Genomic DNA, 22006 nt, shown 5'->3' with positions numbered 1-22006 from the left:
CATGGGCGAGAACGTCTATGACGTCATTGTGATCGGCGCCGGACCGGTGGGAGAGAACGTCGCCGACCGGGTGGTGCAGGGCGGACTGAGTGCCGCCGTCGTCGAGCGCGAACTGGTCGGCGGTGAGTGTTCGTACTGGGCCTGCATGCCGACCAAGGCGCTGCTGCGGAGCACGAGTGTGCTCCGGGCCGCCCGGCGGGTGCCGGGGGCGCGCGAGGCGGTGAGCGGTGAGGTGGATGTCGCGGCCGTGCTGCGCCGTCGGGACTCCTTCGCCTCGCAGTGGAAGGACGACGGACAGGCGTCCTGGCTCAGCTCGGCGGGGATCGCGCTCTATCGCGGTCAGGGACGGATCAGTGGCGAGCGAGCCGTCGAGGTGGCCGCCGAGGACGGTACGACGACGGTGCTGACCGCGCGCCACGCGGTGGTGATCGCGACGGGAACCGCCGCGCTGCTGCCGGACATCGACGGTCTGCGCGAGGCGGCGCCGTGGAGCAGCCGGGAGGCCGCTGCCGCGAGCGAGGTCCCCGGGCGGCTCGCTGTGATCGGCGGCGGTGTGGTGGCCTCGGAGATGGCGACGGCGTTCGCCGGGCTGGGCTCGTCGGTGACGGTACTGGCGCGTGACGGTGTGCTGCCGCTCGCGGAGCCGTTCGCCGGTGAACGGGTCACCGCGGCACTTCGGGAGGCCGGTGTCGACGTGCGTCTCGGCGCGGAGGCCGTGTCCGTGAAGCGCGCCGGTGACGGTGCGGTGCACATCACGCTCGCCACCGGGGACAGCGTCGAGGCCGACGAGGTTCTCGTCGCGATCGGCCGTACGCCCAACACGCAGGACATCGGCCTGGAAGCGGTCGGTCTGAGTCCGGGCTCCTGGCTCGCCGTGGACGACACGCTGCGGGTGATCGGGGAGGCTGGGAAGCCGCAGGCCGACGGCTGGCTGTATGCGGCCGGTGATGTCAACCGGCGTGTGCTGCTGACGCATCAGGGCAAGTACCAGGCTCGCGCCGTCGGTGATGTCATCGTGACGCGCGCCAAGGGCGAAGCGGTCCAGGACGAGCCGTGGGGCAGGCACGTGGCCACCGCGGACGAGCGTGCGGTGCCGCAGGTGGTGTTCACCGAACCGGAGATCGCGTCGGTGGGACTGACCGCTGCTGCCGCCGAGGCGGCCGGCCTGCGAGTCCGTGTCGTCGACCACGACCTGGGCGCTGTCGCGGGCTCGGCTCTGCATGCCGAGGGCTACCAGGGACACGCCCGTATGGTCGTCGACGAGGACCGCAAGGTGATCGTCGGCTTCACCCTCGTCGGCCCCGACGTGGCGGAACTGCTGCATGCCGCGACGATCGCGGTCGTCGGCGAGGTGCCGCTGGATCGCCTCTGGCACGCGGTTCCGGCGTTCCCCACCGTCAGCGAGGTCTGGCTGCGGCTGCTGGAAGCGTACGGGCGCTGACCAACCCGTCCCGTCGTGTCCTACCCGTCCCGTCCCTCCCCGTCACGACCACGACGGGACGGGACGAACGGCCCCACCGGAGGGCGGCGCACGACATGAGCCCAAGACCATCTCACGATGCAACGGAGTGACCTCATGGAACCGGAACTCACGGGTCAGGTCGAGGACGACGACTCGGCAGGGCTCACATCCGGGCGACGAGCGGTGAGTGGCGGTGACAGCGTCTGCGAGGGCAAAGAGATGGAGTTGCTGCACCTCGGGGAGGGCCGTGTCCTTGAGTTCACCGTGCGAGGACCGGAGAACGGGCCGGTCGTTCTCTTCCACCACGGCATGCCGGGTTCCGCGGTGCCGATGGACTCCGTCCTCGACTCGGTAACCGGCCAGGGGTATCGCGTCGTGACCTACTCCCGCCCGGGCTATGGCGCGTCGACCGCGTCCCCGGGGCGCACGGTCGCCGACACCGCAAAGACGTGCCGCCTCCTCATGGATCACCTGGGCGTCCACGAGTACTGGGTGACGGGGTGGTCCGCGGGCGGTCCGTACGCACTGGCCTCCGCCGTTGCCGACTCCGCACGGGTCTCCGGTGTGCTGTTGATCGCCTCGTTCGCACCGTACGACGGCGAAGGACTCGACTTCGTCGACGGCATGGGTGTGCAGAACCATGTCCTTTTCGGAAGCGCGGCCCGCGCGGAGCAGGACCAGCGCGCGATCGTGTCGCAGATGGCAGCGATCGTCCGCGACAGCGATCCTGCCGAGCTAGCGGCCCAAATGGCGAGTCTGCTCCCCAAGGTGGACGCAGCCGAGCTCACCGGCGCCTACGGTGTGGACAACGCCAGGCACATGGACCACGGGCTCGCTGCGGGGGCGGACGGCTGGCTGGACGACCTGCGGGCCCTGACAGCGCCGTGGGGTTTCGACCCGGCCGACATCACCGTTCCCGTCGAGCTGTGGCACGGTGCCCTCGATCAGATGGTGCCGGTCGCGCACGGGCAGTGGCTGACCCGGACGTTGCCGACCGTCCACGCCCATGTCGAGGGCGGCCACGGACACATCTCGCTCGGCGTCGGAAGACTGGGACACAAGCTCGACCGGCTCAGGTCCAGGGCGTCCTGACCACATACCGATCTGACGCGTACCGCGACGTCACGACATGTGGCCGTGCCGGGCGTAACTGGTGAACGGCGGGACCTCACGAGGTGTGCACCTGTCGTGCCGCACGTGACTGCCAAGGACGCGGCCGCAAGTCTCCTTGCGGCACCCTCGATCCCGAGCGCGTAGGGAGCTGTTGTGTCATCCAAGAACGTCGTGGACTACATCATCGTCGGTGGCGGGCCCGCGGGATCGGCATTGGCCCACCAGCTCGGCGCGAATCCGCAGAACCGGGTTCTGGTCATCGAGGCCGGCGGCGGTTTGGACCTGAGTCCACGGCGTTCGGGCGCCGCGGACTTCGTGCGGGCGTCGAGCAGCGGTCCGCAGTACATGAGGCAGTACGCCCACCGGCCGTTCGCAACCGAACGGATGGAACAGCGGCGCTCGGGGCGGGTCATGGACGGTTCGACGACGGCTCACGGCCTGATCTGGGACCGGGGGAGAGGGGCCGACTACGAGTCGTGGGAAGCAGCCGGCGCCGTCGGCTGGAACCGGTCCCGTTTCGAGCAGGCCTTCACCGCCATCGAGAAACACGTCGTCGGTGTCACCGGAGGGGGCGACGCCGAAGGCCCGCAAAGACACGAGGCGCCGGGCCCGCCGGACATGGCGAGCGCATGGTGGATCGACGCTTTGTCGCGGCACGGCATCGAGGCGGCCGAAGACCTGAACGTACGTCACGAGCAGGTCGCCCATGCGTCGCTGTCGACCTGGAACGGCGCCCGCACGAGCGCACCCCGCGCGTTGCTGGGCAAGTACGGCCGACGGTCGAATGTCCGTGTCCGCACACACTGCGAAGTCCGTCGGATCCTTTTCGACGGCACGACCGCGACCGGTGTCGAGGCGAAAACCTCCCGAGGGACGGTCCGGTTCACTGCCCGCCGTGAGGTCGTTCTCTGTGCCGGAACCACGGGGAGCCCTCTGCTGCTCGAACGCAGCGGTGTCGGGGATCCGGAGGTGCTCACCACAGCCGGTGTGCACCTTGTGGCGGCGAATCCGGCGGTCGGCGACAACCTGCGGCAGCGCCGTGGAGCCGTCATGGCGATCCGACTGAACGGTCTGTCAGGTCGTGACCGACAGCCGGTGGTATCGGCCGCGCGACCGTGGTCACCGTTCACGCACCGGATACGGCGATCCAGTGAGCCGCTGGACAGTGGCACCAGGGTCGTGGCAGCGCTGAGTTCGGACCGCGGGGTGCCGGATCCGGACATGACTCTGCTGTTCATACCGACCCCGGTGGCGGCGCGCGACGGAATGCCGGCCGGGACGGACGGCGCGACCGTGGCTTTCTACCCGCATGCGCCCACCAGCTCGGGGACCATCCACATCACAGGGCCGAGCCTTGACGACCCGCCACGGCTCCTGCCGGGTTACCTCTCCACCGGTCATGACAGAGAACTGACCGTCGCGGCCTTTGCCCGAGTGCGTGAGATTCTGGCCACCGAACCGTTCGCCTCCGCCACGACCGAAACGCTGCCCGGACCAGGAGTCGTCGCCACCGCGGACATCCTGCGGTACGTGCTCGACCAGGGGTTCACGGGGAATCACGAGGTCGGAACATGCGCCCTGGGGCCCGCCGGGGTGGTCGACGACGCACTCCAGGTGCGCGGGACCCATCGACTGCGAGTCGCTGACGCGTCGGTGATGCCGACGCTCACCACCGGGGACACGACGGCACCGAGCATGGCGGTCGGCTGGATCGCGGGCGACATCCTTCGGAACGCGAACACACCAGGCAGATAAGGCAGATAAGGCAGATAAGGCAGATACACAAGGCAGATCGAGCAGTCAGACGCGCCTGCCCAGGCCGCCGGGTGCGGCGGCCTGGGCAGGCGCGTCTGACTGCTTCTGACGTCTGCCACCTGACGTCTGCGGCAGGTAGAACGTTCGGTCTTGACAATGCGCAGGACGGTCCCCTTTAATCAAGGGGACCGAACGTTCTCCCTGCTTGTTGGGTGTGTCCCTCATGACTCTGCGTCCCGAGATCCTCTTCTCGGGTGCGGCCCTGGCCGTCGTGGCCGGCGTCGCAGCCGTCCTGCCGGTTGTCGCCCCTCAGCCTGCTCCTGCCCCCGCGGCGGCCGTGGTGAAGCTCGCGGCCGGCGACAGGCTGACCGTGATGCCGGCCCCCGGTACCGAAGCCGACCCGGCGAGTCCGAACGACGTGATGCGGTGGCTGCTGCGGTTCCAGTGACTGCTGCGGGTCGCCATTGAGTGACATGACTCCGGTCGTACGCAATGCAGTTGCCGGTGTCCCACCCGAACGAAGCGTGGACCGTTCGGCTCGGTGCAGCGCCGCTGACAGGCCTCGCCGACCTGCCCTGATCTCCTATTCCTTCAAGGACACATCATGCGAATCCGCATCTCACGTCGCGTCGCCCTCGCGGTCGGCACGCTTGCCCTGCTGGGTGCCGTCACGGCTCCGGGTACGGCGATGGCGACCGGTGGCCGGTCCAACGACACTCCGAAGCCGACCGTCGTTCTCGTGCACGGAGCGTGGGCGGACTCCTCCAGTTGGGCACCCGTCATGGAGAGGCTGCGCAAGGACGGCTATCCCGTGCGGGCCATCGCCAATCCCCTGCAGGGACTCACCGGCGACTCGGCCTACGTTTCCAGCTACCTGGCAAGGATCGACGGCCCCGTGGTCCTGGTCGGCCACTCCTACGGTGGCGCCGTGATCACCAACGCGGCCGCTTCCGACCCCGATGTGAAGGCTCTCGTCTACATCGCCGGATTCATCCCCGCGAAGGGGGAGACGGTGGGTGAACTGGCGGCGAAGTCCTCACCGCCCATCCCTCTGATCTCGACTCCCGTTCCGAACGGTACGGATGTGTCCATCGACCCGGATCACTTCCGGGAAGCTTTCGCCGCCGACGTCGACAGGGACACGGCCGCCGACCTGGCGGCGGCCCAGCGGCCCGCCAACACCAAAGCCGTCACCGACGCCAGTGCGGAGGAGGCGTTCCGCACCGTGCCCTCCTGGAGCCTGATCACTCGTCAGGATCACGCGATCGCTCCCGGCGTGCAGCGCTTCATGTCCGAGCGAGCCGGTTCGCACACCGAGGAAGTCAACGCCTCCCACGCCGTGATGATCAGCCGTCCCGGCGCGGTCACGCACGTGATCGAGGAGGCTGCCCGCAGCACCCGGTGACGAAGCGGCGCGGCCTCGTCGCCCGGACGCCTGGCGAGTGGTCGGACGGTGTCGGGCGGTGGACGCCTGACGGAAATCTAGCCAGCGCACTCCGACGTCTGTAGAGTGAGCGTTACATACAGGCGAAGGTCATGAAACAAGTGCGCGCATCAGCACGCTTTCGCCCAGCTCAGAGGACCGTCAGACAAGTCCTCATCAAGCGTCGCAACGAAGCGAGGTTTCCATGAGCATTCTTGAGCACGTCAAAAACGCGCCAATGAGCCGCGTGCAGATCCAAGCAGTCGTGTTGTGCCTCGGAATGAATCTGCTCGACGGGTTCGACCTCCTGGCAACCTCGTTCGTCGGTCCGGCGATCACTCGTGAATGGGGCCTGTCCCCGTCACAGGTAGGCGTCCTGCTCAGCAGTGGCCTGGCGGGTATGGCGGTCGGGGCGCTCTTCCTCGCCCCGCTCGCCGACCGTGTCGGTCGCCGCCGCCTGACCCTCACCGGTCTGGCGATGGCCTCGGTGGGCATGCTGGGCGCCGCTCTCTCCCAGAACTTCGGCCAGCTCCTCGCCTGCCGGCTGGTGACCGGTGCGGCCGTGGGAGTCATGGCGGCCAGCTTGCCCGTGCTCGCCTCCGAATACGCGAACCACAGACGCAGAGGGCTGGTCGTCGCGCTGATCACGACGGGCTACGGTCTGGGCGCGGTCGCGGCCGGTCTCGCGACGAGCTTTCTGCTCAACCCGTACGGCTGGCGATCGGTGTTCGTGTTCGGAGGCGTCGCCACGGCAGCCCTCTTCGCACTCGGCCTGCGCTTCCTCCCCGAGTCCATGGACTACCTCATCGCGTGCCGCCCCCGGGACGCGATGACCAGACTCAACCGGATCCTCGGCTCCATGGGCCATTCCCCGGTCGACGAACTGCCCCAAAAGGACACGGTGTCGCGGAAGGCGGCGGTCGCATCCTTGTTCCGTGGGCACAACGCCCTGCGCACGGTGCTGATATGGGTCGCTTTCACCGCGGCGATGACGGCTTTCTACTTCGCGAGTTCGTGGACCCCCACTCTGCTGCTGAAGGCCGGCATGTCCAATCAGCAGGGGATCAACGGCGGAGTGCTCTTCAGTCTGGGCGGAGTGATCGGCGCGGTGTCGCTCGGGGTATTGGTGTCCCGATTCGAGCCTCGACGGCTGACCGCCGCCTACTTCTTCGTCGCGGCAATCGCACTCGTACTCTTCTCGATGACGCTCGGCTCCCTGGGCGGTGCACTCGTGGTCGCCGTGCTCGTCGGGTTTCTCCTCAACGGCTCGGTGTCGGGCATCAACGTCATCATTCCGACCCTTTATCCCGCCGGGTCCCGGGCCACGGCGCTCGGCATGGCTGTCGCGGTGAGCAGGCTCGGTGCCGTGCTCGCCCCCCTGCTCGCGGGGTTCCTGCTGGACGCCGGATGGGCTCCCGGTTCCATGTTCCGTGTCTTCGCGATACCGGCCCTTGTCGGTGCGTTCGCGACCGTTCTCCTTCTGCGCGCAGACAGGATTCGCGGCAAAGCGGAAGTCTCGTCGACCACACCCGAAGTTCCCAAAGGTGTGACGGCGTGAAGAGAAAGGGCCTTCCCGGAACGGAGGTCGGCGACCGAATGAGACGTAACGTAAGAGCAATACAGGAGGCGGTCGATGTCGGCCATGTCGAAGAAAGCTGTCCCACCGAATGTGCAGGCGCATGTGAATTCGAATGCGGACGTTGAAACAGGACCCGGCACCGCACTCATCCTGCTGCACGGCGGCGGACCGGGCGTGGACGCCCGGAGCAATTGGGCCACGGTCCGTTCCAGGCTCTCGGCCGCGTTCCCCTGCATCGCTCCCGACCTGCTCGGTTTCGGTACGCACATCTCAGCCGGCGAGGCCGCCGACGGCAGGATCCAGGGACCGCACGCCTGGGCACGGGCAAGGGCCCGGCAGATCCTCTCGGTACTCGACGACCACCAACTGGAACGGGTCCATGTCCTCGGCAACTCGGCCGCCGGCGGAGCCGCGGCACTGGCCCTCATGGCCGAGGCGCCCGAACGGGTCGACCGCGCGGTCCTCATGGGCGGGGCGGGCACCGGACCGCTGCCCCGCGCCATCCCCTTCTACGACCGGCCGACGAGGGAATCCATGCGCGCCACCCTGAGCCGCCTGGTGGCGGACGAAGAAGCCCACCGCGACCACCTCGACGACCTCTCCCTCCTGAGGCTGGAGCAGGCCCTGCGCCCCGGCGCCGAAGAAGCCTTCCGCTCCATGTTCACCGAGGCGGCCGACGGGCCGCCCCCCGTCGACCTCACCACGATCCGCACCCCGGTCCTCGCCCTCCACGGGGAGCTCGACCGGGTCTCACCGGTCGCCGTCTCCGAACGCCTTGTCGAAGCCCTGCCCTCAGGACGCCTCAAGGTCGTGCCGGGAGCCGGCCACTGGATCCACGTCGACCGACCGGACGAGTTCTGCACCCTGGTAGGGGAGTTCCTGACCGCATGAACCGACACAGCCTGCACCAGGGGGACTCGCCCGCTGTCCTCATCGTCGGGGCCGGGCCCGCGGGCCTCACCCTCGCGATCGATCTCGCCCGCCGCGGCGTGCCGTGCCACATCGTGGAGGCGACCGAACACCGAGCCGTCAATCCCCGGTGCAACACGACCTCCGCGCGGTCGATGGAGATCTTCCGACGGCTGGGCCTCGCGGACGAGATCCGGCAGGCCGGTCTCCCCAAGGACTATCCGACATCCATCCAGTACCGGACGACGCTGGTGGGCGAAGAGATCTTCCGTATCGATCTGCCGTCCGCGGGCGACGTGCTGGCCGGCGCCGGCAAGGAGAGCTGGCCCACGCCCGAGCCGCAGCACAGGGTCTCGCAGCTCTACCTGGAACCCGCCCTGGAACGGCACGCGAGCAGCCTGCCCGGGCTGACCATCGAGCGCGGAACACGCCTGGTCGAACTGCGGCAGCACGAGGATCACGTCGAGGCGGCCGTGGACTCCGGCGGCACCACCCGGACGCTTCGCTGCGCCTACGTGGTGGGCTGCGACGGGGCCCACAGCACGGTCCGCCGCCAACTCGGCATTCGCTACGAGGGCGTCGACGCCCTCCAGAACTTCGTCTCGACCTTCGTCCGCTCTCCCGAACTCGGACGACTGGCCGCACGGGACCGCGCGTGGACGTACTGGACCTACGGGCGCCGGATCGCTTCGCTGATCGCCATCGACGGGGGCGACCTGTGGCTCAACCACGTCGCTTTCCCGCCGGACCACGACACCGGCCAGGAGGATCCCGAACAGCTCCTTCGGGAGTCGGTGGGGGCACCCGTCGAGCACGACGTGCTGGGAGTGGTCCGCTGGACCGGTCGCCGCCTCGTCGCCCAGAAGTACGGCACGGGGCGTGTCTTCCTGGCCGGCGACGCCGCCCACATCTGGATCCCCGTCGGCGGGTTCGGGATGAACGCGGGCATCCAGGACGCGGCAACGCTGGGCTGGATGCTGGCCGCGGTCCATCACGGCTGGGCGCCTCCTGACCTGCTGGACGCGTACGAGCTGGAGCGCAAGCCGGTGGGTGAGCAGTTCGCCGGCGCGGTGGGGTCGGCGGCACGCAGTTCGTTCGCGGACTTCTCACCCGACATCCATCTGCCGGGCCCGGAGGGTGAGCGGGCGCGTGCGGAGTTCGCCGGCCGACTCGCGGACACGGAACCCGACCGGTACTCGCCCGACGGCTTCAGTTTCGGTTACCACTACGCCGACTCGCCGCTGGTGATCGGAGGGGAGGACCAGGCAGTGATCACCATGGGCGCCTACCAGGAACGGGCACAGCCCGGCTTTCGGCTCCCGCACGCATGGCTCGACGACGGGCGGTCGGTGCTCGACCTGCTCGGGCCCGAATTCACCCTGCTGCGGACCGACCCCGGCGCCGACGTGCGGCCCTGGACCGACGCGGCGCGTGAGCGGGCGATCCCCCTCACCGTCGTCGACCTTCCCGGGCACTGGTCCGACCGCTATCCCACGGCGCTTCTGCTCGTACGTCCGGACCAGCACGTCGCCTGGATGGGCGACGCGGACGCGGTTCCCGAACGGCTTCTGCACACAGCCACCGGGCGGGTCGCCGCCCACCAGCAGTAGAGATCACCAGGATCACCAGGAGAAGGCACATGTCATACGCACTGGGCATCGACGTGGGCGGCACGTTCACCGACGCCGTCGCCTCGGACGGTGCCGGCCGGATCGTCTCGGCCAAGACACCGACGACTCCGCCACACCGCGAAGTCGGTGTCATGCGCGCGATCGAGGAGATCGCGGGGGAGTTGGGCATCGACATCGGTGAACTGCTCTCGCAGACCGACTACATCGCCCATGGCACGACCGCGTCCATCAACGCTCTGGTCCAGGGGACGGTGGCCGATGTCGGGCTCATCGCCACCAAGGGGCACCGGGACTCGATCTACATCATGAACGCCGAGGGGCGCACGCTCGGACGTTCTGCCCACGAGATCCAGGACACCCTGCGGCAGCGCAAACCCGCGCCGCTGATCCCGAAGCACCGGGCACTTGAGGTCACCGAACGCATCGACCACGCCGGAAAGGTGCTGGTCCCCCTCGACGAGGATGAGGTACGCGATGTCGCACGATCCCTCGTGGACCAGGGCGTCGAGGCGATCGCGGTCTGTCTGCTGTGGTCGTTCAAGAACGCTGCCCACGAGCAGCGCATCCGCGAACTGATCCACGAGATCGCACCGGACATGTACGTGACCCTGTCGTCCGAGGTGAGCCCGCGCATCCGTGAGTTCGCGCGGACCTCCACGACGATCATGAACGCGCAGATCGGGCCGCGGCTGCGCATGTACCTGACCCCCCTGCAGAAGCAGTTGGAGGACCACGGGCTCAAGGGCCCGCTGCTGGTCATGCAGAGCGAGGGCGGCACCATCACGGCCGACCGGGCACCGGAGCACGCCATCACCACGGTCGGATCCGTCCTGTCCGGTGGTGTCATCGGAGGTATGCGCATGGCCGAGCAGCTGGGTCACCGCAATGTCATCACGACCGATGTCGGCGGGACGACCTTCCTGGCAGGGCTGATCGTCGACGGGGAGCCGGTGATGGCGCCGGGTTCCGTCGTCAACCAGTTCCCCATCAACGCCGCGACCATCCGCGTGCACACGATCGGGTCCGGCGGCGGGGCGCTCGCCTCCGTGGACGCCGGCGGCAACCTGAGGCTGGGCCCGCAGAGCGCCGAGGCCGTCCCCGGTCCCGCCTGCTACGGCAACGGCGGAACCCGCCCCACCAACACCGACGCGAACCTGGTCCTCGGCATCCTCAGCCCGCACGGGCTGCTCGGCGGCAGGAAGCCGCTGCGGATGGACCTGGCGCGCGAGGCGATCCGCGAGCACGTGGCCGACCCGCTCGGCCTCACCGTCGAAGAGGCCGCCATCGCCATCCACGAGGTGCAGAACGCGCAGGCGGGCGACCTCCTGCGCCGGTCCGTCGTACAGGCGGGCTACGACCCCCGTGACTTCGTGGCCTACGCCTTCGGCGGTGCCGGACCCGCCCACTGCGCCGGTTACTGCCAGGACCTGGGCGTACGCGAGGTCGTCGTGCCGCTCGGCCCCGTCGCCTCGGCCTTCTCCGCCTACGGGCTCGCGGCCTCGGACATCGTCCTGAGTGCCGAACTCTCCGACCCCTCGTCCTTCCCGGTCGACCACACGGTCCTGGAATCCCACTACGCCCGGCTGGAAGCCGATCTGCAGCGCGCGCTCGACCGGCAGAAGGTGAAGTTCCAGGAAGTGATCATGCAGCGCGAGATCGACCTGCGCTATTCGATGCAGGTCAACGAACTCGCGACCACCATCCCCGACAACGGGTTCACCGAACGCACCGGTGACGAGATCCTGGAACGCTTCGAGGAGCAGTACGAGCGCATCAACGGCAGCGGCGCCGGCTACCGCGAAGCCGGCGTGCAGGCCATCACCTACCGCGCGCGTGCCAAGGCAAGCCTCGACTTCCCCGTCGTACTGCCCGACATCGCACCGGCGAGCAGCTCCGACCCCGCCGAGGCACTGAGGGAGGAACGGCACGTCTGCCTCGACTCGCAGACCGGATACGTGCCCACCCCCGTCTACGACTACGCCCGGCTGCGCGCAGGGCACGAGATCGCCGGTCCGGCGATCGTCGACGTACCGACCACCGTGGTCGTGGTTCCCGCCGGCGTGACCGGCCGTGTCGACCGTCTCGGCAACCTCGTGCTGAGTTACCAGTAGTCACCAGTAAGGACAGCTCTCATGCCATCGAAGATCCCCGGGGCGGACGAGTTCACCAGCCGCCCCCTTCCGCGCGAGGAACTGCTGCGGCAGATCTCTCCCACCCTGCCTCTGCACCAGATCGACGGCGAACAGGCCGACCAGGTCAACGCCCTGACCTACGAAGTCGTCCGGCACCGCCTGTGGGCCATCACCCAGGAGATGGGGGAGACACTGCGGCGGATGTCGGGCTCCCATGTCGTCACCGAGTCCAACGACTTCAACTTCTCCATCTGTGACGAACTCGGCGAGCAGGTCCAGGTCGGCGCCTACAACGTGGGCCTCATCGGATCCATGGACCTGGCCATCGTCTGGACGCTGCGCAACCGCAGTGACAACCCGGGCATCGAAGAGGGCGACATGTTCCTCTGCAACGACCCGTGGATCGGCGGCGGGCTCCACCAGAACGACGCCGCCGTCCTGGCCCCGATCTTCCACGAGGGCAAGCTGTTCGGCTGGACGTCTGCCATCGCCCACCAGGTCGACCTGGGAGGGCCGCGGCCGGGATCCTTCAGCCCGTCCGCGCAGGACGTGTTCGGAGAGGCCGTTCCCACACCGCCGATCAAGGTGGTCCGGGGCGGAGTGCTGCAGCGCGATGTCGCCGACGCCTGGGTCCGCAGGTCACGCCTTCCCCACATGGTGGGCCTCGACCTGCGTGCCAAGATCGCCGCCAACAAGAACGCGGCGGAGCAGATCCTCCGGCTCATCGCCAAGTACGGTGCCGACACCGTCAAGGCCGTGATGCGCCGCATGATGGACGACGCCGAACGCCGGCTGAGGGCCAAGCTGGAAACCCTGCCCGACGGAACCTGGACCGCGATCGGCTACCAGGAACAGTCGCAGACCGGGGACCGGGACCTGCACGCCATCAAGGTCGCGATGACCAAGGAGGCCGACCGGCTGGTCTTCGACTTCCGGGGAACGGCCGAGCAGACCGGCATCATCAACTGCCCCTACCCCGGGCTGCGGGCCGGGATCGTCTTCACCATGCTGCCCCTGCTGGCCGGGACCATCCCCTGGGCGGCGGGCGGGCTGATGCGCTGCTTCGAGATCATCACGGACGAGGACACCATCACCAACGCCTCGTTCCCGGCGGCCGTCGGGAAGGGGCCCTTCGGCCCGGCGTGGGGATCGGGCAACCTGGTCGCCGAGGTCATCGCCAAGATGCTGGACGCCGAACCCGACCACCGCAGCGACGTGCAGTCGATCTGCAACGGCACCACCGACCTGTGCGTGGTGTCCGGCGTCGACGTCCGCGGAGGCGGCAGCAAGGGTTTCGTGTCGCCCATCTTCGACGTCATGGCCGGCGGCTACGGGGCCCAGGTGCACCACGACGGCGTCGACACCGGCGGCCGGCTCATCATCCCTTCCGCGCGGGCACCCGACGTCGAGATGACGGAGTACCTGTACCCCTTGGTCGCCCTGTGGCGACGGGAGCAGACCGACTCCGGCGGGCCGGGCCGGCAGCGGGGCGGAATGAGCGGCTCGGTCTGCTACGTGCAGCATCCGGACCAGAGCGGGACGATGTCCCTGGTCATCTCCGGCACGGGCAAGGTCGCGAACCAGAACGTCGGCCTGGCCGGGGGATACCCCGGCAACTCCCAACTCGACCTGGTGGTACGCGGTATCGGCGCGCCCCAGCTCGCCGGGGCGACGGCGATCCCCGCCGACCTGGACGCGCTCGGCGGTGACATCGAGGTGCTGCCCTGCGAAGGGGAGTCGAACCTCGGCCCGGACGACGCGCTGTATCTGCACTGGCAGGCGGGCGGCGGCTACGGCGACCCGCTGCTCCGCCCGGCCGAGGGCGTCCGTGACGACGTGCTGCAGGTACGGGTGTCCGCGGACGCCGCACGAGACATCTACGGCGTCGCCTTCCACGAGGACGGCGAAGTGGACGTGCGTGCCACCGACGAGATCCGCGCGAAGCTGCGCCACCGCCGCGCCGCCGATGCCGGCCTGCCCGACGCCCGGCTCGAACCGATCGGCACGCCGGACCTGAGTGGGCTGCGCCGGCTCGACGACAACCTCGCGGTCCGGACGTCGTCCGACGGCACCGGCACGGTGGTGTGCGCCCACTGCACCACCGACATCGGACCGCTGGCCGACGGCGTGTTCATCGAGGGGCTGGCCCGCCGCGACCGCGCACCGGCCGAGGCCGGTCCGCACATCTGGCACGACCCGTCGGTCTACGTCGACGCGGACATCGTCTTCCGCCAGCTGTTCTGTCCCGGCTGCCTGACCACGGTCAGCTCCCGAGTCGTACCCGTCGACCATCCGCTGCCCTACGACGACTACAGGCGCTGGGCCTGAGAGCACCAGCAGAAGGAGACAGAACGTGAACCCGCACCACCATTGCCTCTTCATCGGGGGCAAGTGGGTGACCCCCGCGTCCGAGGAAAGGATCACCGTTCTCGACGCGAGCACCGAGGACGTCCTCGGCAGTGTCCCGAACGGCAGCGAAAAGGACATGGACGCGGCCGTGGCCGCCGCACGCGAGGCCTTCGACGATCCGGACGGCTGGGCCGCCTGGGAACCGGCACGGCGGGCGGACGCCCTCTACCGTCTCGCCGAGGCACTGGAGCGACGCGCCGAGGCCATCACCCGTATCGTCAGCGCCCAGAACGGTATGACGATCTCGCTCTCCGAGCAGGTCGAGGGCGCCCTGCCGACCGTCCTGCTGCGCTACTACGCCGATCTCATCCGCGACGACACGGGCGAAGAGGTCCGCGACGGCATGCTCGGCGCGCCCGTCCACGTGCGCCGTGAACCGCTCGGCGTGGTCGCGGCCATCGTCCCCTGGAACGCTCCGCAGCTCCTGTCCGCGACGAAGTACGCGCCCGGCCTGGCCGCGGGATGCACCTTCGTGCTCAAGCCGTCCCCGGAGACCGTGCTCGACGCGGTTCTCTTCGCGGAGGCCGTCGAGGAAGCGGGACTGCCGCCCGGCGTCGTCAACGTCGTCCCGGCCGGCCGAGAAGTCGGCGCGTACCTCGTCTCGCATCCCGGTGTCGACAAGGTCGCCTTCACCGGGTCCACCGGGGCGGGGCGCCAGATCGGCGCGGCGTGCGGCACCCTCCTGCGTCCGGTGACGCTGGAGCTCGGCGGCAAGTCGGCGGCCGTCATCCTCGATGACGTCGACCTCGATTCGGCGATCGCCGAACCGTTCTTCCAGGCGACGCTGCTGGCGAACGGCCAGGCCTGCTTCGCCAGCACCCGCGTACTCGCGCCGCGGAGCCGGTACGACGAGGTCGTGGACGCCGTGTCGTCCCTCGTCGGCGGACTGACGGTCGGAAGCCCGCTGGATCCCACAACGCAGATCGGTCCCATGGCGACCGCGCGCCAGCGTGACCGGGTCGAGGGATTCATCAGGCAGGGCAGGACGGAAGGCGCCCGGCTCGTGGTCGGCGGCTCCCGCCCCGACTTCGAAAAGGGCTTCTTCGTCACACCGACCGTGTTCGCCGACGTGAACAACGCGCAGGTCATCGCGCGCGAGGAGATTTTCGGCCCCGTGCTGTCCGTCATCGCGTACACCGACGAGGACGACGCGGTGCGCATCGCCAACGACTCGGAGTACGGGCTGGGCGGTTCCGTGTGGACGGACGACGACGAGCGCGGTATGCGCGTCGCGCGCCGGATGCAGACGGGAACGGTCGGCCTGAACCACTACACGGTCGACCCGGCGGCACCGTTCGGCGGGATCAAGGCCAGCGGACTGGGCCGGGAATTCGGCCCTGAGGCATTGCGCAACTACCAGCAGGTCAAGTCGATCTACCGGTGAGCCGTTCAGAGTCACATAGCGAGCGTTACAGAGAGGTGGGATCGGCGTGACGAGCATGATGGACGTCGGAGACACGCGACTGGCCTACACCGACGTCGGTGCGGGCAGTCCCATCGTGTGGCTGCACGGCTCGGGTCCGGGCGCCACGGGCATGAGCAACTTCGGCGGCAACCTGGCAGCCTTCGAGGACCACCGCAACATCGTGGTGGACCTCCCCGGCTGGGGACGTTCCACCAGGCCCACGACGGACGAGCCGCTGATCTTCCATGCGGCGGAACGTGTGTGCGACGCGATGACGGCGCTCGGGATCGAACGTGCCCATCTGGTGGGCAACTCCTACGGTGGCGCCGTCGCGATGCGCATGGCCATGCGTCATCCCGAGCGTGTGGAGCGGCTGGTGCTCATGGCTCCGGGAGGCGTCCTGCCCGCCGATGCCCCACCGTGGCCCAAGGGGCTTGAGCACCTCTTCGCCTACATGGCGGACGAGAAGCCCTCACGGCAGGCCATGGCCGAGTTCGTCCGGCTGATGGTGTTCGACGAGGCGCTGGCGACCGAGTCCCTCATCGACGAGCGGTACGAGTCGAGCCTGAGGGCGCACCCCGAGCTGCCGATTCCCCCGAACTTCGGCGATCTGACTCCCGACCTGCATCGTGTCGCCGCTCCCACCCTGCTCGTCTGGGGACGGGAGGACCAGACCGTCCCGCTGGCCTGGGCGTCGAAGATCCTGGAGGGCGTACCCGACGCGGAGTTGCGCGTTCTGCCGCACTGCCGGCACTGGGTGCAGTACGAGCGTGCAGACGAGTTCAACCACATCGTCAGCGAGTTCCTGCGAGGCGGAGCGTCCGCCGCAGTGGAGGGATGAGGCCGTGGGTATCCGCAAACTGGGTTACGTCGGGCTCAACGTCACCGACGTGGACGCCTGGACCAGCCTGCTCGGACACACGCTGGGCATCGGCGTCACCACAGAGAAGTTCGGCACCGACGAGGTCGCCCTCGCCGAACTCGACGTGTTCAAGTACCGCGTGGCTCTCCACCCGTCCACGCAGGACGGTCCACGGGAACTGGGCTGGATCGTCGACACTCCGAGCGAGCTCGACCGACTCACCCAAAGGCTCACCCACGCGGGCTTCACCGTCAGGGACGGCTCGCCGGAGGAGACACGGCTGCGCGGCGCGACCCTGCTGCGCTGGTTCACCGATCCGGTCGGATACCGGGTCGAGCTGGCGGTCGGCGAGACCAAGGCGCGCACCAGTGTCGCGCGCCCGGACGGCACGAGCCCAGGTGCCACTGGCCTCGGCCACTTCGTACTGGCCAGTCCCAAGCTCGACGAACTCCGCGAACTGTACGAGTCCGTGCTGGAGTTCAAGCTGACCGACTACCGCGCCCCCGGTCTGTACTTCTTCCGTTGCAACACGGCCCACCACAGCATCGCGCTCGCGCGCGCGGAGGCGCCGTCGATCCACCACCTTGAGTTCGAGTACGACTCGCTCGACGACGTGGGGCGGGCCTACGACCGTGCCAAGACCAACGGTGCGCCGGTCTCCATCAGTCTCGGCCAGCACATGAACGACAAGGCGATCTCGTTCTACGTGCGGAACCCCAGCGGATTCCACCTGGAGATCGGCTGCGGCGGCATCGAAGTCGGGGACGATTGGGTGCCGCACGACTTCGGTGTCCCGGATGTCTGGGGGCACCACCACGCCAGTGCCAATCCCTTCGCGTCGCCGACGTCATGACGGGCACGCACCGGGGCCCTGACCTGTCCGGTCGCCGCGCCGTCGTCACCGGCGCGGCGAGCGGGATAGGGGAGGCCGTCGCGACTCGGCTGGCGGGGCTCGGAGCGCACGTCGTCGTGTGTGACATCGATGCCGGGGGTGCGGCACGGACGGCTGAGCGGATCGGCGGTGAGGCGCTGGTCGTCGACCTGAGCCGGACCGCGGACCTGGTGGACCTGACCCTGGAAGCGGACATCCTGGTGAACAACGCCGGAGTCCAGCACGTCGCTCCCGTCGAGGAATTCGAGCCCGAGCAGTTCGCGTTCATGCTGCGACTGATGCTGGAGGCACCCTTCCTGCTCAGCCGTGCGGCCCTGCCCCGCATGTACGAGCGGGGCTGGGGCCGGATCGTCCACGTCTCCAGCATCCACGGGCTGCGGGCCAGTCCTTACAAAAGCGCGTACGTCAGCGCCAAGCACGGTCTTGTGGGGTTGTCGAAGGTCATCGCCCTGGAGGGAGCGGCCAAGGGGGTGACCAGCAACTGCGTGTGTCCCGGATATGTGCGAACCCCACTGGTGGAGAAGCAACTGGCGGACCAGGCGGCGGTGCACGGACTGAGTACCGATCAGGTGGTCTCCGACGTCCTGCTGGCGCGATCGGCGCTCAAGCGGTTGATAGAGCCCGAGGAGGTTGCCGGCGCGGTGGCTTTCCTCTGTTCACCGGAGGCGCTGTCCGTCACCGGCACGGAGCTGACCCTCGACGGAGGGTGGAGCGCGGCCTGACAACGACGGCGTCCTGCTTCTGCAGCGCCGGGGTCCGGGGGCGCGACTGCGTCGCTTCGCTCAGCGTCATCGCCGCTGAGCGGGTGAGCCAGCAGGGGAGGGGCGTTGCCGGACATAGCAAAGCCCGAACCGTCGGTTCGGGCTTTGGCCGGTCGGGGTCACGGTGTGGCGGTGGCGCGGGAGGTGAGTTCGGGGATGGTGCGGGCTTTGAGGATGCCTTCGACGCCGTGGAGGAAGGTGTCGGAGATCAGCTTCGGGTCGAAGAGGCAGCCGGCTGCCATGGCGCCGTCGCGGAGCATGATGAAGTGACGCCCCGCGGCCTCGGCCGTCGTCTCACTGGTTTGTGCCAGCAGGTCGGTGACCGTCGTCAGGAACCATTGCCGGTGGGCCAGGACGGTCTGGTGGATCGGATGGGCGGGGTCGGAGTACTCGGCTGCCGCGTTGAGGAAGGCACAGCCGCGGAAGCCGGGCGACTGGATACCGTCGGTGATGGATTTGGCCACCGCCCGGACCTGATCGTTCGGTGAGGGGCTGCTGGCCTGTGCGGCGGCGACCTGTCCCCGTATGGCCTGGTCGGCCTGACCGAGGTAGGCCAGGATGAGGTCTTCCTTGCTCGCGAAGTGCCGGTACAACGTGGCCCGGGTCACCTGCGCCTCCGCGACGATCCGGTCGATGCCGACGGAATGGATGCCCTCGGTGTAGAAGATCCGGGTCGCGGTGTTGAGCAGCCGGGTACGCGCCTCAGACACCACGCCGCTGCCGCCTTCAGTACTCCGGCTCATGCGCTCCCCTACAGAACTCGACGAGATAGAACGTTCCATTTCCACTATAGTACGCCGGGTCGACAAGCGTGGGTGCAGCACACCCACGCTCCGCATGCCGACGCGCATTACTGTCGTCAGCGTGGACAGTGAGAACAAGCTCGGAGACTATCTGCGTGCCCGACGCGCACTCGTCCGGCCGCAGGACGTCGCTCTGCCCGACTACGGTCCGCGGCGCGTTCCAGGACTCCGGCGCGACGAGGTGGCACTGCTCGCGGGTGTGAGCACGGACTACTACATCCGGCTGGAGCAGGGCAGGGAACGACATCCGTCCGATCAGGTGCTGCGGGCGATCGCCGGCGCGCTGCGGCTGGATGACGCCGCCGCCGCGCATCTGTTCCGGCTGGGCCTGCCGGTGTTCGGAGCGAGGTCGGCCACGTCGCTGACCGTCGCCCCGGAACTGGCGCGACTGATGGACGGCATGACGGACGTACCGGCCTTCCTGGTCGGCGCGGCACAGGACATCCTGGGCGCCAACGCGATGGCGCAGGAGCTCTACCGCGGGTTCGCGCGGTACGACAACCTGCTGCGCATGATCTTCCTGGATCCGTATGCCAGGTCCTTCTACGGTGACTGGGACGCCGCTTCCCGGCTCGCGGTGAGCAACCTGCGGGCGTCGTCCTCGCAGTTCCCCGCGGATGAACACATCGAGCGGGTCGTCGGAGAGCTGACCCTGCACAGCCCGGCGTTCGCGAACCTGTGGGCTCGTTACGAGGTGCGTCCCCGGACTCGCGAGGAGAAGCATTTCGTACACCCGCGGGTGGGGGAACTGAGGCTGCACTTCGAAACGTTCGCGGTGGCCAGCGCACCCGGGCAGCACCTGTCCGTCTACAGCGCCGAACCCGGCAGCGCCAGCCACGACGGCCTGGTCCTCCTGCGGCGCCTGGCCGAGCACGCAACTGCTGATTCCGGCGACTCCGACCAGGTGACAGCTCTGGAGGGAGGCGACACCCGATCATGACCACGTCGCTTGCCGGCAGTGTGGGCACCTACGACCACACCGACGGCCGCGGCAGGGTGAGCCGACCCGATGCACGGTTGCCGCGCAGGTCCACACTGCCGGAGTCGTCACCATCCACCCCTCGAAGAAAGCTCGTCGTCCGTGATTCTTCCGTTTGATGAAGCGGGCCGAGGCGAGACGGTCGTGCTGCTGCACGCCCGGCCTGCCGACCGCACGATGTGGCGGGCACACCTTCCCGTGCTCGCCGAAGCCGGCGTCCGGGCCATCGCCGTGGATCTTCCAGGCCACGGGGACGCCGCCGCGCCCCAGCGCAACGAGGTGGCTCCCTGGACCGATGTACTGGAGACACTCGACCACCTCGCGGTCGACCGTTTCACCCTCGCCGGGAACTCACTCGGCGCGTTGGTGGCGCTCCAGATCGCCGCCACAGAGCCCCGTCGTGTGCGGGGATTGGTGTCCATCGGCTACCGTCCGCACGACCTGCCGCCGTCGTCACGCCTGCAGTCCGCATGGGACACGGAGCGCGCCGCGTTGGAGCACGGCGACATAGAAGCCGCCGTGCAGGCCGGTGTCGAGGCCTGGACCTCGCCGAAAGCGTCGGACGCCGTGCGCGAGCAGGCAGCCGTCATGATGCGTAGCCAACTGGTCGCGCGCATCGCGTACGGCGAACCGAAACCGGCGGCGGACCCGCTGCGCAACAGCACGGGTGCCCTGCGCGATCTGCGTCTTCCGGCACTGGTCGGCGTCGGCGAACTCGACATGCCCGACTTCTTCGAGGGCGGAGCGGGCCTGAGCGACGACCTCGGGGCGGGTGAGGTCGCCGTCCTTTCCGACGCCGGGCACCTCGCTCCCTTCGAACAGCCCGCAGCCTTCTGCGCCTTGCTGCTCGACTTCATGGGCCGCCTGCCTGCCCGGACCTAGCCGCGCGCGCCCGGGCGGCCGTGGCGGGTTCACCGGGAAAGGCGCACGGGCGCGGGCGGACCGCGGGCGGTACGTGATCCGCTACGTGCGCGGACGCACTTCGTCAACTGCGGGTGCCGACGCTGGTGGTCTGTCACACGGCCGCGCGGGGCAGCCACGGCCAGCGAGCGTTCGCCTTCCGTGCCGACCGCGCGGGAGATGGCCTGGCCCTCAAGTCGGCTATGTCACAGGTTCTTTTGTCGGAGAAAGAACGTTCTGCCTTGCAAGACCCGTTACACCCATGGCATGCTGCTAGGTAGAAAGATCGTTCTGTATCTCTATGAATGAGGTTCCTGTGACTCTGTCTGTCCTTCGGCGATCAGCGTTCGTCGCTGCCGCCCTCACCGCCGTGGCGGCCGTTTCCATCCCGGTTGCCGGCGCCGCTGTGCATCACGACGACAAGCCCAAGCCGACAGTCGTCTTCGTGCACGGAGCGTTCGCGGACTCCTCCGGGTGGTACGGCGCGATGGACCGCCTGCGCAAGGACGGCTATCCGGTCCGTGCCGCGAGCAACCCGCTGCGTGGTCTCCCCAGCGACGCCGCCTACGTCCGGGACTTCCTCAACAGCATCAAGGGACCGATCATCCTGGCCGGCCACTCGTACGGCGGGGCAGTCATCACCCAGGCGGCCGCGGGCGACCCGGACGTCAAGGCCCTCGTCTACGTGGCGGCCTCGGTGCCGGACGTCGGCGAGTCCCTGGCCGACCTGAAGGCCCACCAGGTCGACAACCCCGCGCCGCCCCTGCCGTTGCAGCAGGTGGCGTTCACCAAGCCGGACGGAACCCGGGGCAGCGACGCCTACATCGACCCGGCCAAGTTCCGCGAGACGTTCGCCGCGGACGTCGATCCGACCCTGGCGGCCGACATGGCGGACACGCAGGAGCCGATCGACATAGCGGCGCTCAACCAGCCCGCCACAGCGGCCGCGTGGAAGACCATCCCCTCGTGGTTCCTGATCGCCAAGCAGGAC

At 68.8% G+C, this 22006-nt stretch carries 18 protein-coding genes; 17 read left to right on the top strand and 1 reads right to left on the bottom strand.

What is annotated here, in order from left to right:
- The first annotated feature begins 1 nt into the window (after nucleotide 1).
- The 14 genes from ACFWGJ_RS19570 to ACFWGJ_RS19505 all read left to right on the top strand — a co-directional run bounded on the left by ACFWGJ_RS19570 (nucleotide 2) and on the right by ACFWGJ_RS19505 (nucleotide 18294).
- Nucleotides 2–1441, top strand: coding sequence for a dihydrolipoyl dehydrogenase family protein (locus ACFWGJ_RS19570; protein WP_387325963.1), 1440 nt, complete (start codon nucleotides 2–4; stop codon nucleotides 1439–1441).
- Nucleotides 1442–1576: 135 nt separating this feature from the next.
- Nucleotides 1577–2554 carry an alpha/beta fold hydrolase gene (locus tag ACFWGJ_RS19565; protein WP_387325959.1) on the top strand — a complete coding sequence of 326 codons (978 nt, stop codon included), beginning with the start codon at nucleotides 1577–1579 and terminating at the stop codon, nucleotides 2552–2554.
- Between the two features lie 174 nt (nucleotides 2555–2728).
- On the top strand, nucleotides 2729–4330 hold the full coding sequence (locus ACFWGJ_RS19560) for a GMC family oxidoreductase (RefSeq protein WP_387325956.1): 1602 nt from the start codon (nucleotides 2729–2731) through the stop codon (nucleotides 4328–4330).
- 223 nt (nucleotides 4331–4553) lie between these two features.
- Entirely contained in the window at nucleotides 4554–4778 is a 225-nt protein-coding gene (locus ACFWGJ_RS19555) for a hypothetical protein (protein WP_387325953.1), read from the top strand.
- A 156-nt stretch (nucleotides 4779–4934) separates the two neighbouring features.
- Complete coding sequence (locus tag ACFWGJ_RS19550; RefSeq protein ID WP_387325950.1) at nucleotides 4935–5735, top strand: alpha/beta fold hydrolase; 801 nt, start codon at nucleotides 4935–4937, stop codon at nucleotides 5733–5735.
- A gap of 223 nt (nucleotides 5736–5958) precedes the next feature.
- Complete coding sequence (locus ACFWGJ_RS19545) at nucleotides 5959–7311, top strand: MFS transporter (protein WP_387325948.1); 1353 nt, start codon at nucleotides 5959–5961, stop codon at nucleotides 7309–7311.
- 123 nt (nucleotides 7312–7434) lie between these two features.
- Nucleotides 7435–8223 (top strand): alpha/beta fold hydrolase, encoded by a 789-nt coding sequence (locus ACFWGJ_RS19540; protein WP_387325945.1) that lies wholly within the window; start codon nucleotides 7435–7437, stop codon nucleotides 8221–8223.
- Nucleotides 8220–9851 carry an FAD-dependent monooxygenase gene (locus ACFWGJ_RS19535; protein WP_387325943.1) on the top strand — a complete coding sequence of 544 codons (1632 nt, stop codon included), beginning with the start codon at nucleotides 8220–8222 and terminating at the stop codon, nucleotides 9849–9851. The genes ACFWGJ_RS19540 and ACFWGJ_RS19535 overlap by 4 nt, the downstream gene beginning before the upstream one ends.
- A 29-nt stretch (nucleotides 9852–9880) precedes the next feature.
- Nucleotides 9881–11983 carry a hydantoinase/oxoprolinase family protein gene (locus ACFWGJ_RS19530; RefSeq protein ID WP_387325940.1) on the top strand — a complete coding sequence of 701 codons (2103 nt, stop codon included), beginning with the start codon at nucleotides 9881–9883 and terminating at the stop codon, nucleotides 11981–11983.
- A 21-nt stretch (nucleotides 11984–12004) separates the two neighbouring features.
- The gene (locus ACFWGJ_RS19525; RefSeq protein WP_387325937.1) at nucleotides 12005–14332 is read left to right on the top strand and encodes a hydantoinase B/oxoprolinase family protein; all 2328 of its coding nucleotides are present in this window, start codon (nucleotides 12005–12007) and stop codon (nucleotides 14330–14332) included.
- A gap of 25 nt (nucleotides 14333–14357) precedes the next feature.
- Complete coding sequence (locus ACFWGJ_RS19520; protein WP_387325935.1) at nucleotides 14358–15797, top strand: aldehyde dehydrogenase; 1440 nt, start codon at nucleotides 14358–14360, stop codon at nucleotides 15795–15797.
- Between the two features lie 55 nt (nucleotides 15798–15852).
- Nucleotides 15853–16659, top strand: coding sequence for an alpha/beta fold hydrolase (locus tag ACFWGJ_RS19515; protein ID WP_387325980.1), 807 nt, complete (start codon nucleotides 15853–15855; stop codon nucleotides 16657–16659).
- A gap of 4 nt (nucleotides 16660–16663) precedes the next feature.
- Entirely contained in the window at nucleotides 16664–17533 is an 870-nt protein-coding gene (locus ACFWGJ_RS19510; RefSeq protein ID WP_387325932.1) for a VOC family protein, read from the top strand.
- A complete protein-coding gene (locus ACFWGJ_RS19505; RefSeq protein ID WP_387325930.1) occupies nucleotides 17530–18294 on the top strand; it encodes a 3-hydroxybutyrate dehydrogenase in 765 nt (254 codons plus the stop codon). The genes ACFWGJ_RS19510 and ACFWGJ_RS19505 overlap by 4 nt, the downstream gene beginning before the upstream one ends.
- A 158-nt stretch (nucleotides 18295–18452) precedes the next feature.
- Here the strand turns inward: ACFWGJ_RS19505 and ACFWGJ_RS19500 are convergent, their stop codons facing one another.
- On the bottom strand, nucleotides 18453–19076 hold the full coding sequence (locus ACFWGJ_RS19500; RefSeq protein WP_387325928.1) for a TetR/AcrR family transcriptional regulator: 624 nt from the start codon (nucleotides 19074–19076) through the stop codon (nucleotides 18453–18455).
- A gap of 121 nt (nucleotides 19077–19197) precedes the next feature.
- Between ACFWGJ_RS19500 and ACFWGJ_RS19495 the strand changes: the two genes are divergently transcribed.
- The 3 genes from ACFWGJ_RS19495 to ACFWGJ_RS19485 all read left to right on the top strand — a co-directional run.
- Nucleotides 19198–20076 (top strand): helix-turn-helix domain-containing protein, encoded by an 879-nt coding sequence (locus ACFWGJ_RS19495; protein WP_387325926.1) that lies wholly within the window; start codon nucleotides 19198–19200, stop codon nucleotides 20074–20076.
- A 141-nt stretch (nucleotides 20077–20217) separates the two neighbouring features.
- The gene (locus ACFWGJ_RS19490) at nucleotides 20218–20997 is read left to right on the top strand and encodes an alpha/beta fold hydrolase (RefSeq protein ID WP_387325925.1); all 780 of its coding nucleotides are present in this window, start codon (nucleotides 20218–20220) and stop codon (nucleotides 20995–20997) included.
- 334 nt (nucleotides 20998–21331) lie between these two features.
- A partial coding sequence (locus ACFWGJ_RS19485) for an alpha/beta fold hydrolase (protein WP_387325922.1) occupies nucleotides 21332–22006 on the top strand: 675 nt, incomplete at its 3' end.

It is taken from the genome of Streptomyces sp. NPDC060205, assembly GCF_042728395.1.
In the GTDB taxonomy this organism is placed as follows: domain Bacteria; phylum Actinomycetota; class Actinomycetes; order Streptomycetales; family Streptomycetaceae; genus Streptomyces.
This window is presented reverse-complemented; position numbering and strand designations above follow the sequence as displayed.

Coding starts and splice junctions, on each gene's coding strand:
- ACFWGJ_RS19570 (WP_387325963.1), top strand. CDS start 2: ATGGGCGAGAACGTCTATGACGTCATTGTGATCGGCGCCGGACCGGTG.
- ACFWGJ_RS19565 (WP_387325959.1), top strand. CDS start 1,577: ATGGAACCGGAACTCACGGGTCAGGTCGAGGACGACGACTCGGCAGGG.
- ACFWGJ_RS19555 (WP_387325953.1), top strand. CDS start 4,554: ATGACTCTGCGTCCCGAGATCCTCTTCTCGGGTGCGGCCCTGGCCGTC.
- ACFWGJ_RS19550 (WP_387325950.1), top strand. CDS start 4,935: ATGCGAATCCGCATCTCACGTCGCGTCGCCCTCGCGGTCGGCACGCTT.
- ACFWGJ_RS19545 (WP_387325948.1), top strand. CDS start 5,959: ATGAGCATTCTTGAGCACGTCAAAAACGCGCCAATGAGCCGCGTGCAG.
- ACFWGJ_RS19535 (WP_387325943.1), top strand. CDS start 8,220: ATGAACCGACACAGCCTGCACCAGGGGGACTCGCCCGCTGTCCTCATC.
- ACFWGJ_RS19530 (WP_387325940.1), top strand. CDS start 9,881: ATGTCATACGCACTGGGCATCGACGTGGGCGGCACGTTCACCGACGCC.
- ACFWGJ_RS19525 (WP_387325937.1), top strand. CDS start 12,005: ATGCCATCGAAGATCCCCGGGGCGGACGAGTTCACCAGCCGCCCCCTT.
- ACFWGJ_RS19515 (WP_387325980.1), top strand. CDS start 15,853: ATGATGGACGTCGGAGACACGCGACTGGCCTACACCGACGTCGGTGCG.
- ACFWGJ_RS19505 (WP_387325930.1), top strand. CDS start 17,530: ATGACGGGCACGCACCGGGGCCCTGACCTGTCCGGTCGCCGCGCCGTC.
- ACFWGJ_RS19500 (WP_387325928.1), bottom strand. CDS start 19,076: ATGAGCCGGAGTACTGAAGGCGGCAGCGGCGTGGTGTCTGAGGCGCGT.